This window comes from Sphaerisporangium dianthi, assembly GCF_042654065.1.
Taxonomy (GTDB): Bacteria; Actinomycetota; Actinomycetes; order Streptosporangiales; family Streptosporangiaceae; genus Sphaerisporangium; species Sphaerisporangium dianthi.
In genome coordinates this window covers 19,640-33,463 of record NZ_JBHSFP010000007.1, presented here as the reverse complement: position 1 = coordinate 33,463, position 13,824 = coordinate 19,640, and the positions used below count along the sequence as shown (strand labels likewise).

Annotated in this window: 9 protein-coding genes; 4 read left to right on the top strand and 5 right to left on the bottom strand. The window is 72.7% G+C overall.

From position 1 onward, the window contains the following. Positions 1-13: 13 nt before the first annotated feature. Positions 14-3,286 (top strand): AAA family ATPase, encoded by a 3,273-nt coding sequence (locus ACFO60_RS12945; protein ID WP_380840335.1) that lies wholly within the window; start codon positions 14-16, stop codon positions 3,284-3,286. A 343-nt stretch (positions 3,287-3,629) separates the two neighbouring features. Here the strand turns inward: ACFO60_RS12945 and ACFO60_RS12940 are convergent, their stop codons facing one another. From ACFO60_RS12940 to ACFO60_RS12925, 4 genes are all read right to left on the bottom strand, one after another. Beyond that, on the bottom strand, positions 3,630-5,171 hold the full coding sequence (locus tag ACFO60_RS12940) for an aldehyde dehydrogenase family protein (protein ID WP_380840334.1): 1,542 nt from the start codon (positions 5,169-5,171) through the stop codon (positions 3,630-3,632). Between the two features lie 252 nt (positions 5,172-5,423). Further along, the gene (locus tag ACFO60_RS12935) at positions 5,424-5,831 is read right to left on the bottom strand and encodes a nuclear transport factor 2 family protein (RefSeq protein ID WP_380840333.1); all 408 of its coding nucleotides are present in this window, start codon (positions 5,829-5,831) and stop codon (positions 5,424-5,426) included. An 84-nt stretch (positions 5,832-5,915) separates the two neighbouring features. Next, positions 5,916-6,515: a cupin domain-containing protein gene (locus ACFO60_RS12930; protein WP_380840603.1), complete on the bottom strand. Its 600-nt coding sequence runs from the start codon at positions 6,513-6,515 to the stop codon at positions 5,916-5,918. A gap of 280 nt (positions 6,516-6,795) precedes the next feature. Further along, positions 6,796-8,379 carry an MFS transporter gene (locus tag ACFO60_RS12925; RefSeq protein ID WP_380840332.1) on the bottom strand — a complete coding sequence of 528 codons (1,584 nt, stop codon included), beginning with the start codon at positions 8,377-8,379 and terminating at the stop codon, positions 6,796-6,798. Positions 8,380-8,811: 432 nt separating this feature from the next. Between ACFO60_RS12925 and ACFO60_RS12920 the strand changes: the two genes are divergently transcribed. After that, a complete protein-coding gene (locus ACFO60_RS12920; protein WP_380840331.1) occupies positions 8,812-9,645 on the top strand; it encodes a site-specific recombinase in 834 nt (277 codons plus the stop codon). Positions 9,646-9,990: 345 nt separating this feature from the next. Here the strand turns inward: ACFO60_RS12920 and ACFO60_RS12915 are convergent, their stop codons facing one another. After that, positions 9,991-10,344 carry a VOC family protein gene (locus ACFO60_RS12915; protein ID WP_380840330.1) on the bottom strand — a complete coding sequence of 118 codons (354 nt, stop codon included), beginning with the start codon at positions 10,342-10,344 and terminating at the stop codon, positions 9,991-9,993. 87 nt (positions 10,345-10,431) lie between these two features. Here ACFO60_RS12915 and ACFO60_RS12910 point away from each other — a divergent pair, with 87 nt between their 5' ends. Together ACFO60_RS12910 and ACFO60_RS12905 are read left to right on the top strand one after the other, a co-directional pair. Then, a complete protein-coding gene (locus tag ACFO60_RS12910; RefSeq protein WP_380840329.1) occupies positions 10,432-12,084 on the top strand; it encodes an SWIM zinc finger family protein in 1,653 nt (550 codons plus the stop codon). Next, positions 12,081-13,808 carry a DUF5691 domain-containing protein gene (locus ACFO60_RS12905; RefSeq protein ID WP_380840328.1) on the top strand — a complete coding sequence of 576 codons (1,728 nt, stop codon included), beginning with the start codon at positions 12,081-12,083 and terminating at the stop codon, positions 13,806-13,808. Before ACFO60_RS12910 ends, ACFO60_RS12905 begins: the two co-directional genes overlap by 4 nt. The last annotated feature ends 16 nt before the right edge of the window (positions 13,809-13,824 follow it).

Below are 13,824 nucleotides of genomic sequence, written 5' to 3'. Positions count from 1 at the left end.
TCGAGGAGCCCCGATGACACACCCCTCCGCCCCTGAGCGACCCGCGGGGCTTCGCGCGCCCGACTCGGGCCCGACCGTCCCAGGCAGGCGCACCATGCCCTTCTGGGACCGGATCAAGTTCCTGCTCGGACTGGCACTGGCCCTCTTCATGCTGGTGTGGCACAACATGGCCGAGTTCGAGGGCATCATGCCGTTCGTCGACGCCGTGCGCGTCACGGTGATGAGCCGCGCCGGCTCGATCATCCTGGCCCTCATGGGCGCGGAAGCCCTGCGGCAGGCCCACTTCGTGGTGAGCGAGCGGTCCGCCCGCTACCACCGCTTCTGGACCACGAAGGTCTTCGGCGGCTTCGACCGGTGGAGCCGCCGGCGGTTCAGCGACTGGAACCGCTATCGCGTCGCCCGGATACTCAAGTGGCTGTTCTGGATCGCCCTCCTGGCCCTGGTGCTCGGCCAGATCCTGGACGTCTCCCCGGCCCTCGCGCTGTTCCAGGCCCCCGCCCTGCTCTGGCAGGTGCTGCCGTACGGGCTGCAGCTCGCCTTCGGGTTCCTGTTCGTCATCGTCCAGTTCGTCGGGCTCTTCTGGTTCATGTCCAGAGGCGGGGTCGAGACCTACTTCCCCGACGACATCAAGACGCGCTTCTCCGACGTGTGGGGACAGGACCACGTCGTCGAGCGCGTCAAGGAGAACATCGTCTTCCTGGAGAAGCCGGACGAGATCGAGGCCAAGGGCGGCTACGTGCCGAGCGGCCTGCTGCTGTGGGGGCCGCCCGGCACCGGCAAGACGCTGATGGCCGAGGCCGTCGCCGGCGAGACCGGCCGGCCGTACGTGTTCGTGGACCCGGGCGCCTTCATCAACATGTTCATGGGCATCGGCATCCTGAAGGTGAAGTCGCTGTTCCGCAAGCTGCGCAAACTGTCCCTGCGGTACGGCGGCGTCATCGTCTTCTTCGACGAGGCCGACTCGCTCGGACGGCGCGGCGCGCTCGCCCAGCAGGGGCCGCCCGGCTCGGCCGGCTCATCGCCCGGGGCGCCGTTCAGCACCGGCGACTGCCACGGGTTCACCTACCTGTCCGAGCACACCCGCGCCGCGCTGACCCGCCAAGCCCTCGGCCCTTCCCGCGCCGAGGCGCCCGAAGCCGGCCGCGACCGCGTCGTCATGGGCGGCATGGGCATGGGCGGGAGCGGCGACCAGGGCACCCTCCAGGCGCTGCTGACCGAGCTGTCGGGGCTCAAGAAGCCGCGCGGCTTCCTCAACCGCTACGTGCGAAGGCTGTTCGGCATGCGGCCCAAGCCGCCGCCGAAGTACCGCATCCTCGTCATGATGGCCACCAACATGCCGAACTCGCTCGACGAGGCCCTGCTGCGCCCCGGCCGCATCGACCGCATCTACAAGGTCGGCTACCCCTCCAAGGCCGGCCGCGTGCGCACCTACCAGGGCTACTTCGACAAGGTCCGGCACGAGCTGACCGCGGAGCAGCTCGACAAGCTGGCCACCATCACCCCCTACGCCACAGGCGCCACCATCAAGGACCTGGTCAACGAGTCCCTGATCACGGCGATCCGCAACGGACGGGAGATCATCACCTGGGCGGACGTCATGACCGCCAAGCGCCTCAAGCAGCTCGGCCCGCCCGAGGACGTCGAGTACATCGAGCGCGAACGCCACGCCGTCGCCGTGCACGAGGCATGCCACGCCGTGGCCGCCTACCGCACCCGCCAGCACCTCGAGATCGACCTCGCCACCATCGAGAAGGGCTCAGACTACCTCGGCATGGTGTCCAGCATCAAGCCCGAGGACCAGTTCACCCGCTGGCGCAGCGAGTACGAGGCCGACATCATGGTCTCGCTCGCCTCGCTGGCGGGGGAGCGCATGTTCTTCGGGGAGGACAACTCCTCCGGCGTCTCGGGAGACCTCGAGAGCGCCACCATGGTCACCGGGCTCATGGAGGCGTACTGGGGCATGGGCGTCGGCGTCGCCTCCCTTCCGGCGCTGCAGCAGCTCGGCATCCGCGACGGCAAGGCGGCTCCGCGGCCCGGCGCCGGAGGCGGCATCGGCTACACCCAGGAACCCGGCGGGCGCCGTGACCTTCTCACCCCCGACATGCTGGCGGAGCGCATCGAGTTCAACCTGGCCAGGCTGCTGAAGAAGACCGAGGAACTCCTCAGGGCCAACCGGCGCGAGATCCTCTGCGTCGCCCACGCGCTGGAACAGCACAAGACGCTCAACGGCGACGACGTGGTCGCCGTCATCGAACGCGCCCAGGGACCGCTGATCGACGGCGCGATCTACGACTCCGACGGGTTCTACGAGGAGATCGAGGCCTACCACGAGGTCGCCGCCGGCGCCCACCGCACGCACAGCCACGTCACCACCCCGCTGCCCAGGCCGCGCGCGGCCGAGGCGCCCGTGCACGTGATCGCCGGCCGGCTGCTCCCCTACACCGGCTCGGCGGCGCCCACCCTGATGCCCCCGCACTCCCCGGCACAGGGGCCTGGTGCGGGCGAGGGCCTGGGGCCCGCCGTCGGGCCGGGCCTGGGGGACGGCCCGGGCTTTCCCGGCGGGCCGCGGACGGGCAACGGCTCGGCCACCGGCGGCGCGCTGGAGACGGGGAACGGCTCGGTGACCGGCGGCGCGCTGGAGACGGGGAACGGCTCGGTGACCGGCGGCATGCTGGAGACGGGGAACGGGTCCGGCGCCGGCAACGGCACCGAGGTCCGCCCGATCGAGGGCTGGACGCTCGCCGCCGAGAGCGGCGCGCCCGTCATGTCCCACGGCCCGGGGTCATCACCGGCCAGGCAGGCCGTACCCGGAGTGGCCGGGTCGCCGGACTTCATCCCCTGGAGCCCCGACCGTCCCCGTCTCGACCCTGGGCAGGCATCCCCGCCCGGCTCGCAGCCGCCGCCCTTGCCCGGCACGGCGCCGGCCGCGCCCAAGGGCCGGTCCTTGCGTCCGGTCGTGATCGCGCTGGCCGCCGCCGTCGCGCTCGTGGTCTTCGTCCTCGCCGGAGTGGGCCTGTTCGGCGGCACGGCGGCGACGGGCGCGGACGCCACGGCCATGTCGTCCACCAACGTGGCCGCCGGGCTGGTCGTGGTGGTCGGCATCCTGCTCATCTGCGGAGGGATCGCCCTGGTGACGCTCAAGGCGCAGCAGGCGGGACGGGCGAGGGCCGAGGAGGCGAGGGACCGGGCCATCGAGCGGGCGCAGCTGCTTGCCGCCGCCATGGAGCCCGAGACCGCCATGCGCCTGCTCGGCTACGACGGACGCAACGGCCCGAACGGGCCCTGACACCGCGCGCACGGCTCGCGGCCCGGGACCGCCTTCACCTCCGGGCCGCGGGACGCCGGCCGCGTAGCCGCGGCTTCGCGGCGTCGCGGGCGGACCGCGGACGATCTGGAGCAGCGGTCACGGGCCGCTTCCGGCCCCTCGCCCAGAGGCCCCCGTGTTCCGGTCTCAAGCGGGGCCGAGGTGGTCCCCGGCCGGCTCGACGATCGTCGCGTCCCGTGTTCAAGTCTCACGAGGGCCGAGGCGGTCCTCCGCGAGCTCGACGATCGTCGCGTCCCGTGTTCCGTGTCACGAGGGGCCGAGACCACCGGGATCCGTTACGCGGCCGGTGGGGTGCTCCGTGCGGTCACAGGCGGAACTCCAGATCGGGGATGATCTCGGCGACGTCCATCTGGGCCTTCTGCAGGCGCCCGGAATAGTCCCAGTTCATCGCCTGCCAGCGGGTGAACTGGTCGAGCACCCACTGCCCCGACTGCCGGCTGCCGTTGCCCGACTTGCCGTTGCCGCCGAACGGCAGGTGCGCCTCGGCGCCGGAGGTGGAGTTGTTGACGCTGACCATGCCCGCGCCGATGCCCGCACGGAAGCGGAACGCCGCCGACGGGTCGGTGGTGTAGATCGACGACGAGAGACCGTAACCGGGCCGGTTGGCCAGCTCGATCGCCTCGTCGAGGCTGCCGAACGCCGTGACGCCCACGATCGGCCCGAACGTCTCCTCAAGGAACAGGCGGTCGCCCGGGCGCACCCCGTCCACCACCACCGGGTGGTAGTACAGGCCCCCCTCGCCGTCGAACCCGCCCCGGGGGTTGTCGGAGGTGACGCGCCCGGTAGGGCCGGTGACCACCGTGTGGTGCGGCTCGATCCAGTCGAGGTAGTCCTCGTAACGCTCGGCGAACCGCTGGTCGAGCATCGGGCCGTACAGCACCTCGCCCGCCGGATCGCCGACCGAGGCCTTCGCCACCGACCTCGCGTACCGGCCGACGAACTCCTCGTGCACCGACCGGTGCACGAGCACCGTGCCCAGAGATGTGCAGCGCTGCCCGGCCGTGCCGAAACCCGAGAACAGTGCCCCCTCCACGGCCAGGTCGAGGTCGGCGTCCGGCATGACGACCATGGGGTTCTTGCCGCCCAGCTCCAGGCAGGGGGACTGCAGGTGGCGCCCGCAGAGCGCGCCGATCTCACGGCCGACGGCCGTCGACCCGGTGAAGCCGACCTTCTGCACGGTGCCCTCGGTGAGCGCCTGGTCGAGCCCGGCGAAGGTCGCCGGCCCGTCGGCGAACACCAGGTTGAGCACCCCGTCGGGCAGCCCGGCCGCGGCGAACAGGCGATAGAGCGCGTGCGCGGAGGCCGAGGCGTACTCGGCGGGCTTCCACACGACGCTGTTGCCGCACAGCAGCGCCGGGACCAGGTACCAGCTCGGCACCGCCACAGGGAAGTTGCCCGCCGTGATCACCGCGGCCACCCCGACCGGCGTGCGGAAGGTGAACAGGCTCTTGTCCGGCATCTCCGACGGCACCGTCTGGCCGTACAGCCGCCGGCCCTCGCCGAGGAAGAAGTCACAGGTGTCGACGATCTCGCGGACCTCGCCCAGGGCCTCGGCGTACGGCTTGCCGATCTCGTCGGTCACCAGCCTGGCCAGCGTCTCGGCGTTGGCCTCGACCAGCCGGCCGATGGAGGCGATCACGCGACCCCTGACCGGCGCGGGCACCCGCGCCCACTCGCGCTGCGCCGCGGAGGCCACGCTGCACGCCCAGGCGAAGGTCGCGGCGTCGGAGAGCCGGACCCTGGCCACGGTCTCGGCCGTCCTGGCCGGATTGACCGAGTCGTAGGTCGAGGCGTTGGCATCCTCGGCGGCCTTGCCACCGACGACGGAGACGATCTGGCGGGTCAACGTTGACCTCCTCGCATGGACGCTTGGAGCCATTCTTCCGCCTACCTGTGATTCTCCCAACTCGCTCGCCCTCCTCCCCGCGCGGCGGCCCCCCTCCCGTCCTCCTTCCCGCCCCACCTCCGCGCCCCGGGCGCGGGGGCCCTTGCCTGCCCCTCCGGCGCGTCGAAGCCCACCCACGACCGGACGGAGAACGGCGCCGGCAGACGGCGGGAGGCAATGGGAGGTGGCGGGAGGTGGGAGGCGGCGGGAGGCTCAGCCCGCCTGCTCCACCGAGTAGTAGTCGCGAAGCAGGGCGATCTTGCCGTCGCGGCAGCGGAAGATCTGCACAAGCGCCATCGCGCTGGTCCCGTCCGGCCCGTCGAACACGGGGTCGAGTTCGACGATGAACACATCGGGGTCGCCGGTGACGTGCAGTGCGACCCGCGACCGTTCCGGGTCGACCGTGCGGGGATCGGGCGGCAGCGCCGCGTAGGACGCGGCCATCCCCTCGCGGATCTGCGCCCGGCCCACCAGGCGCCGGGGACGCACGCCGCCGGGCGGGACGAGCGGCGCCTCGTACACGCCGTCCTCGGTGAACAGCTCCGCCAGCGCGGCGGGATCGCGGGTCAGCGCCCCCGCGTGCAGGTAGCGCTGAAAGATCTCCTGCGGCGTCGCGGCCACGGTGCCTCCTTCGCGAGAAAGGACACAGACGTTAGCGCGTGCCGGGCCAGGCCGGATGGCATTGGCCGAAGTACGCCGGAGGGGTCACAACGCCGTGAAGTCGGCGAAGTCGAACCCCGGGGAGACCACGCAGCTCACCAGGACCTCCTCCTGTCCCGCCGGGCGAGCGGACTGCCACGCGCCCGCCGGCACGAGGGCCTGCGGCACCTGCCCTTTCTCCACACCGGGGCCGAGCGTCACCTCGTGCTCCGCGCCCGGCCGCTCGCCCGTGCCACCGAGAACGAGCGTCAGCGGGCCGCCCCTGTGCCAGAACCACACCTCGTCCGAGCGGACGGCGTGCCACACCGACTCTTCGCCCGGCTGGAGCAGGAAGTAGATGCCCGTCGCGCTCTGCCGCACCCCGCCGTAACCGGCCGGCTCCAGGCCCGTGGACGTGCGCCACGTCTCGCGGAACCACCCGCCCTCGGGGTGGGGGAGCAGGTTCAGCGCCTCGGCGACCGGCGGGCGCCGCTGCACCGCGACGAACCGCCCGGAAACGTCCCGCCGCAGAAAGCGCGGAGGCCCGTCGTCGTCGACGGCCACGAGCTGCTCGGGGCCGGCGAACCTCTCGTTGGCGACGCGCAGGGCCTCGGTGTCGTCGGCCACCGCGAGAGAAGGGCCGCCGGGGTACGCGCCGAGCGTCATGAGCAACACGCCGCAGATCCTACGGGAACCCCCCCACGCCCGCCCGTAGGTGACCACCCCGCCACCCCTCCCAACCCCGCCCCACCACGCGCGACACACGCGAGGCCACCACGCGAAACGCACGCTGGCCGTCACGCGGGAAGCACGCTGGGCCGCAATGCGGGACGCACGTTAGGCCATCGCGCGGGAGGCGCGTTCGGTTCACACGGGGGCGTGCTCGGCCATCGCGCGGGAGGCATCTTCGGCCGTCACACGGGAGGCACGCTCGTCAGAGGAAACCTCACCGTCGTGCCGGCTCCTCGTACGGCGAAGTGGCCGCGCCGTCCTTCTCGATCTCTGGCTCTCCGCTCTCCCGCCGGGCGGAGGCCGCCGGGAGATTGCGCACGCTCGGCACGGCGAGGACGACGCAGCCGGCGACGACCTGCCAGATCGCGCCGAAGCCCAGCACGGCGGTGACCCCTGCCGCCGAGGCCGCCGGTCCCGCGGCGGCCAGCCCGGCAGGGCCGAGAGCGAACGCTCCCATGCTGGTGAGGGAGGTGACCCGCGCGAGCACCCCGACCGGCAGGTACTCCTGATTCGTCGTCGCGTAAAGCGTGCCGCAGACCGCGGAGCCGGCGCCCGCGACCAGCGCGGCGCCCGCCACCACCAGGGCCGGCGCCCCCGCGCCGACGGCGGCCGACGGCAGGGCCCAGCCGAAGGTGGCGACCGTCGCCACCACCAGTGGACGGCGCACCACACGGCCGCCCATCATGGCGAACCCGCCCCCGACGGCGCCGCAGCCGTAACAAGCCATGATCAGCCCCCAGGCCCCGGCCCCGCCCAGCCGCTCATGCGCGACGACCGGTCCGAGCACGAGGAACGGCGCCCACACCAGCATGTTGAACAGCGTGAACTGCAAGGTCGTGATCCAGAGCCAGGGACGAGAACGGAAATGCTCCCACCCTTCCCGCAGCCCCCCTCCCCGCGGTCCCCGCTCCTTTCCCTGTTCCTGCAGTCCTCGCTCCTGTGGTCTCCGCTCTCGCGGTCCTCGTTCCCGCGGTCCTCGTCCCCGCGGTCCCTGTGCCCCCCGTTCTCGCAGTTCCTGCTCTCGCGGTCCCCGTTCACACGGTCCCCGCCGGTCGTGATCGCCTCCGGTATCGGACCGGAGGTCGCGCTCAGCGTCACCGTCACCTCCGCCAGGAGCTCCGGGAAAGCCTTGGAGATGGACTTCGGGGCCGCCCGTGGGACCGCCGCCGGCGGGCGCGGCGGTGTGGCCGGACAACCGCAGGAGCGTGAGCGCGACGGCGCTCACCGCATAGGTGCCCGCGTCCAGTCCGATCACCGCGCCGGGGCCCATCACCGCGACGGCGACCCCGGCGATCGCGGGCCCGCAGACCGACGCCGCCGATTGCGCCAGACCGGCGAGCGCGTTCGCGTCCCGCACCTTCCCCTCGTACACGAGCCCGCTCCCCGCGACCCGCGGAATGAGTGCCCCGCGCGCCGGCATGGAGAACGCCTCTCCGGCCCCCCACACCGCGACCAGCGCGACGAGCGCCCATACGGACGAATGCCCGGTGAGCAGCAGACCGGCCAGCGTCGCCTGGGTGACGCAGCGCAGGACGTCGGCGGCCACCATCACCCGCCGGGGTCCCAGCCTGTCGCCCGCCACCCCGGCGATCGGCAGGAGCACGACCATGGGGAGGATGCGGGCGGCCATGACATATCCCAGATCGGACTGCGTGCCCCCGCCGCCGAGCACCGCGAAGGCGAGCGCAAGTGACGCCATCGACGAACCGAGCAGCGAGGTGGCCTCACCGACGAAGAACAGCCGTAGGTCTCGATGGGTCAGCGCGGCCAGTCGCCGCCGGATCCTTCTCCCGCACATGGTCTTCACCCTGCGGGGCCGATCCGCACCTTGCAACTGATCGGCTGAGAATGCTTGAGTCCCTTTACTGCAGCAACCATCCGGCTTCATGACTGCTCGGCGTCTGCTATTCCACCTGGTGCCAAGGCTCAATAGAATCGATGACGCTCGACCTGGCCAAAGAATTTTTACTGCGGAAGCGCGCCATGACAGAGATCGACAATTGGCGATTTACTGCGGAAGAAGGACTCTCGCCTCAGAAAGGGCGCCACGGTGGCCGATGACGCACTCGTGCTCCAAGGCGCGACGCGGCGGCACAGGGCCCGGCGCGGCCGTGGCAGGCCGGGCTCAGGGCGCCTTCGGCCGGGCGTCGGTCTCGTGACGCCGGGCGCGCGACAAGACGTGACGAGAAGGGCGCCATGACCGTGTCCTCGGGCGAGAGGTGACGTGACGGTGTCTGTGGCGCCTGTCGAGTACGCAGTGGCGATCGACCACTATCTGGCCACGTTGCGGCTGGGGGAGGCCTCGCGGCGCATCTATCGCATCGCGCTGGCGACGTGGGCGTGGCCGCTGGTCGGCAGGACCCCGCCCGAGGGCAGGGCACGTCGCGGCGCCGTTCCTCCCATTGTGCCGCTGGCCCTGCTCGACGCGCCGGGCACCGCCTCACGCCTGCGGTCCGCGCTGAACGAGCGCGCCGCGACCGCCGACCCGCGCACGGTGAGCCGCGAGCTTTCGATCCTGCGCGGCGCGCTCGCCTGGTGGCGCGTGCGCGGCTGGATCCACGGCGATCCGCTGCAGGTGGCCGGCTCGCGCCTGCGGCCCCCGGCCACACCGGTCGCGCCGCACCCGGTGCTGACCCCGGTCCAGGTGGCGCAGATCTTCGACCTGCCGGCCGACCTGCGTGAGCAGACCTGCTGGCGCCTGCTGTACGAGACCGCCGCGCCCGTGGAGCGCGTGCTCGCCCTCAACGTCGACGACCTTGACGTGGTCCGGCGGCGTGTCCGGGGCGTTCCGTCGCTGCGTTGGGGGCCCGGTACCGCCCGTCTTCTGCCTCTGCTCCTGATCGGCCGCACCAGCGGCCCCCTCCTGCTGACACGGCGCCGTGCGGCGCCCGGCGCGCCCGCGCGTGACCGGTGCCCCGTGACGGGCCGAGGCCGCTTGTCCTACCGGCGCGCGGCAGAGTTGTTCACCGCCGCCACCGGCCCGCTCGACCCTACGGGCCACGGCTGGACGCTTCGCCATCTGCGTTCCGCGGGACTCTCCCACCGCCGCGGGTCGGATGGGTGACACGGCGAACAAGCGGGTGGCCCTGCGAGCCGTCGCCGGCCCGCTCGCCCGGTCGGGCCACGGCTGGACGCTTCGCCACCTGCGTCCCGCGAGACCCTCCCACCGCCGCCGGTCGGACAGGTGACACGGCCATCGGATGGGTGACACGAGCAACTGCACGGGGCTCCACGAGCTCGACGCGGCCCGTCCGTCCGACGTCGCCCGTCCGTCCGATGCCGCCCGTCCGTCCGATGCCGCCACTCGCGCGGTGACCGCCGGCTCCTGGCGACCGCGGTTCTTACGGGTTCCTCGGTAACTCCGTTCCTGCGGTGACCTGGCCCCCCGTGGAGGTCGCGGTGGTCGCGGTCAGCTCGCGCGCGGCGCGAGCACGCAGAACTCGTTGCCCTCTGGATCAGCGAGCACGACCCACGGCTGTGCGCCCTGACCCACGTCGGTCCGGCGGGCGCCCAGCGTCAGCAGCCGATCGACCTCGGCCTTCTGGTCGACCGGCCGGAAGTCCAGGTGCAGCCGGTTCTGCCCCCTCTTCTCCTCCGGTACGGGGACGAAGATGAGACCCGGCAGGACGTCCTGGGACAGCCTGATCTCGTACTCGTCCTCCGCGTCGTTGACGACGACCCAGCCGAGCGCCTTGGTCCACCATTCGCCCAGCGCGACCGGGTCGGCCGCGGCGATCACCACTTGCTCCCAGATAAGGCTCATTTGAGCCCTGTACCCCTTAATTGGCGGGTATTCCGAGCCCTGCTCGTGGCCCGATTTTTGTCGGTGGCCGTCGTTAGTGTGACTGGAGTGATCGAACGTTGGAGCCGTGAACAAGTGCTCGCGCTCGCCCCCGACGCCTCTTCCCAGAAGGGCGCGCAGAGCGTCAGCACCCCGGCCAAGTGGTCGACGAGGGGGGTGATGTCCGACGTGCTCTGGGGTGAGTGCAAGGGCAGCGGAGCCACGCCGTACCGCGCGTGCGTCGACCTCGCAGAGCCCGCCTATCGATGCAGTTGCCCGAGCCGCAAGTTCCCGTGCAAGCACGCGCTCGGCCTGCTCCTGCTGTGGTCCGCCGACGGCGTCCCGGCGGCCGAGGCGTTTCCCGGCTGGGTCACCGAGTGGGTCGAGCAGCGCCGGGCCCGCGCCGCCAAGGCGGCCGCCTCCCGCGGTGGCGGCTCGCCGGCCGATCCCGGTGCGACCGGCCATGGGCCCGGCGACGACACCGGCCCAGGTCAGCAGGGCGCCGGGCGAGACCCGGCCGCCGGTGACGACCAGCACGGCTCGGGTGCGAACGGTGGCGACGCCGGCGCGGGGCCGCGCGCGGGCGGGCCGGGTTCCGCCGACGGCGCCGAGGTCGACCGGCGTGCCGCTCAGCGTGAGACGCGTGTGGCCGCGGGGCTGTCCGAACTCGAGCGGTGGCTGGCCGACCAGATCGGCCAAGGGCTCGCCGGGGCACGGCAGAACGCCCCGGCGCAGTGGGATGAGCTGACCAGGCGGCTGGTCGACGCGCAGGCGCCCGGCGTCGCCGGCGTCGTCTCGCGCCTGCCCCGCGTACTGGCCGAGGAAGATTGGCCGGCCCGCCTGCTGGGTGAGTACGGCCTGCTCCATCTGCTCGCGGTCGGGTTCCGCCGGGCGCGCGAGCTACCCGCGCCGCTCTGCGACACGATCCGGTCGCGGGTGGGCTTCCCCGCCTCGCGCGAAGAGGTCCTCGCGGGCGCCGCGCTGCGCGATCACTGGCATGTGCTCGGAGCCCGCGACGAAGAGCAAGACCGTCTCATCTCACGCCGCGTCTGGCTGCGGGGGAGCTCCAGCGGCAGGTCCGCCCTGGTGCTGTCGTTCGCCCCGCCCGGCCAGGCGCTGGACGCCTCGCTCGTCACCGGCACCACCATCGACGCCGATCTGGCCTTCTATCCCGGCGCCGCCCCGCTGCGCGCCCTGATCGCCGTCCGGCACCGAGCGGTCCCGCCGGGGCCTCCGCCGGGCGTCGGGGTGCGCGCGGTCCTGGACGAGCTGGCCGCGGCCCTCGCCGCCGACCCCTGGCTCGAGTCCTGGCCGGTCGTGCTGAACCACGTCATCCCCGTCAAGCAGGCAGACCGATGGCTGCTGGCCGACGCCGAGCCAGAGACGGGCGTCCCCGGTGGCGGGGTCTCCGAGGCGCACTTCCTGGATGGCGGGGTTCCTGAGGCGGGCCGCGCCGAGGGCGCGCCGCCGGCCGGCACAGGGGCCGGGGCGGGCGTCCGTGGCGGCGCGCCCGCACCGGGTTCGGAGCGCGCACCGAGGGCGGGGCAGGGGCCGGGCGCGGGAGTGGTCGAGGGGATGCCGTTGCAACCGTCGGGCGGTGTTCCGTGGCGGCTGCTGGCCGTGTCCGGCGGCCACCCGGTGAACGTCGCCGCAGAGTGGACGCCACGCGGGCTGCGCCCGCTCACGACATGGGACGAAGAGGGCCAGGTGGTGGTGCTGTGATCACGGTCGACGAGTGGGAGCGGCTGGTGTCGGCGGCTCTGGTCGGCACCGACCGCCGCCCCGTGCCCGATCTGCTCGGGCAGGCGGCGGCGCACACGGCGGGAGCGCGGGCGGGGCAGCGGCTTCACAGGGGCGAGCCGCTGCCCGTCGCGGCCGCCGAGGAGCAACCATTGGTCCCTCGTGCGGCGGGTGAGCGTGTGGCGCGCATTCTCGGCGGCGAACACCCTCGCCTGCTGCCCGAATGGCTGGAGGCCGCAGCCGCGCGGGGGTACCGCCTTCCGCCGAAGGTCGTCCCCTCGGTCCTGGACCAGGGGTTGCGTGACCGCTCCCTGCGTTCCCCCATCGGCGTGCTGGCCGGGGCCAGAGGGCGCTGGCTCGCCTCCCTCAACCCCTCCTGGGCCTATCTCCTCCAAGAGGCGTCGGCGCACCTCCCCACCAGCACGGCCGGCCTCGTGCCCGGGGGCGACTCTGTTCCGGCGGGTGGCCCCATGCCCGGGAGTGGTTCCCCTGGGGGCGGCTCTGTTCCGGCGGGTGGTTCGATTCCCGGGGGCGGCTCTGTTCCTCCGGCCGGCTGCGTTCCTGCGGGTGGCTCCCCAGGGGGTGGTTCGGTTCCTGGGGACGGTTCTGTTCCGGGTGGTTCGGCCCCTGGGGGCGGGGCGACTCTGGGGGACGGCTCCGGTTCACCGCCGGGGTCGGGTGACGGGGGCGGGACGGGGTCTGAAGGCACTGGTGAAGCCTCCGCTGGTGAGGGTGCGCCGAGCACCGACGAGAGCGTCCAGACACATCCTCTCTGGGAGTTCGGCACCCGGGGCGATCGGCTGGCGTATCTGCGGAACCTGCGCCGAGCCGACCCCGCTGGCGCGCGCTCGCTGCTCGAGAGAGGCTGGGAGACCGAGTCACCCGAAGACCGGGCCGCGTTCGTCCACGCGATGGACGAAGGGCTGTCGATGGCCGACGAGCCGTTCCTGGAGGCCGCGCTCGACGATCGCCGGCGCGAGGTCAGGAGCCAGGCGGCCGACCTGCTCACCCGGCTGCCCGATTCACGGCTCGGCCGCAGGATGGCCGAGCGGGCCGCGCGGTGCCTGCGGTTGTCCGGCGACCGGTTGGTCGCCGAGCCGCCCGCGGCGTGTGACGCCGCCATGGAACGCGACGGCGTCCGCGCACGTGCCCCAGGAGGCGCCGGGCAGCGCAGCTGGTGGCTCCAGCAGGTCGTCGCGCACACCCCGCTCCGCTTCTGGACCGACCACTTCGGCCGTACGGCCAAGCAGATCGTCGCGCTCAACACCGGCGACTGGTCCAGAGAGATCCGGCTCGGCTGGGAACGGGCGGCCGTGTTGCAGAACGACGCCACGTGGGCGCGGGCGTTGTTCGCCGTGGAGCCGCTGACCGACCTGCTGGCCGTCCTGCCGCCGGGCGAGCGCGCCGACAAGGCCGCCGAGCTGGTCCGCGACCAGCCCGTCGACGGTCAGCTGATCATGATGCTCGGGGGAGTCCCGGCGCCATGGGGCGCCGCGCTGGCCAAGGCCGTTCTCGAGAAGATCCTCGACACGGTCGAACGCCAGCCGTGGAACCTCGGCGAACTGGTGCGGCTGGCCGGTGAGCGCATCGACCCAGGTCTCCACGCGATCGCGGCGCGGCTGTCCCTCGAACCCTCCGTCCAAGAGGTCGCCGCCACGCTGCGCTTCCGCTTCGACATGCTCGCCGAACTGGAGGCGGCCGAGTGAGCCTCCATACCGCGGT

Bases quoted from the DNA above. Each gene is read 5' to 3' on its own strand.
- ACFO60_RS12945 (WP_380840335.1), top strand. From the start codon at position 14: ATGACACACCCCTCCGCCCCTGAGCGACCCGCGGGGCTTCGCGCGCCC.
- ACFO60_RS12915 (WP_380840330.1), bottom strand. From the start codon at position 10,344: ATGAGCCTTATCTGGGAGCAAGTGGTGATCGCCGCGGCCGACCCGGTC.
- ACFO60_RS12930 (WP_380840603.1), bottom strand. From the start codon at position 6,515: ATGACGCTCGGCGCGTACCCCGGCGGCCCTTCTCTCGCGGTGGCCGAC.
- ACFO60_RS12925 (WP_380840332.1), bottom strand. From the start codon at position 8,379: ATGTGCGGGAGAAGGATCCGGCGGCGACTGGCCGCGCTGACCCATCGA.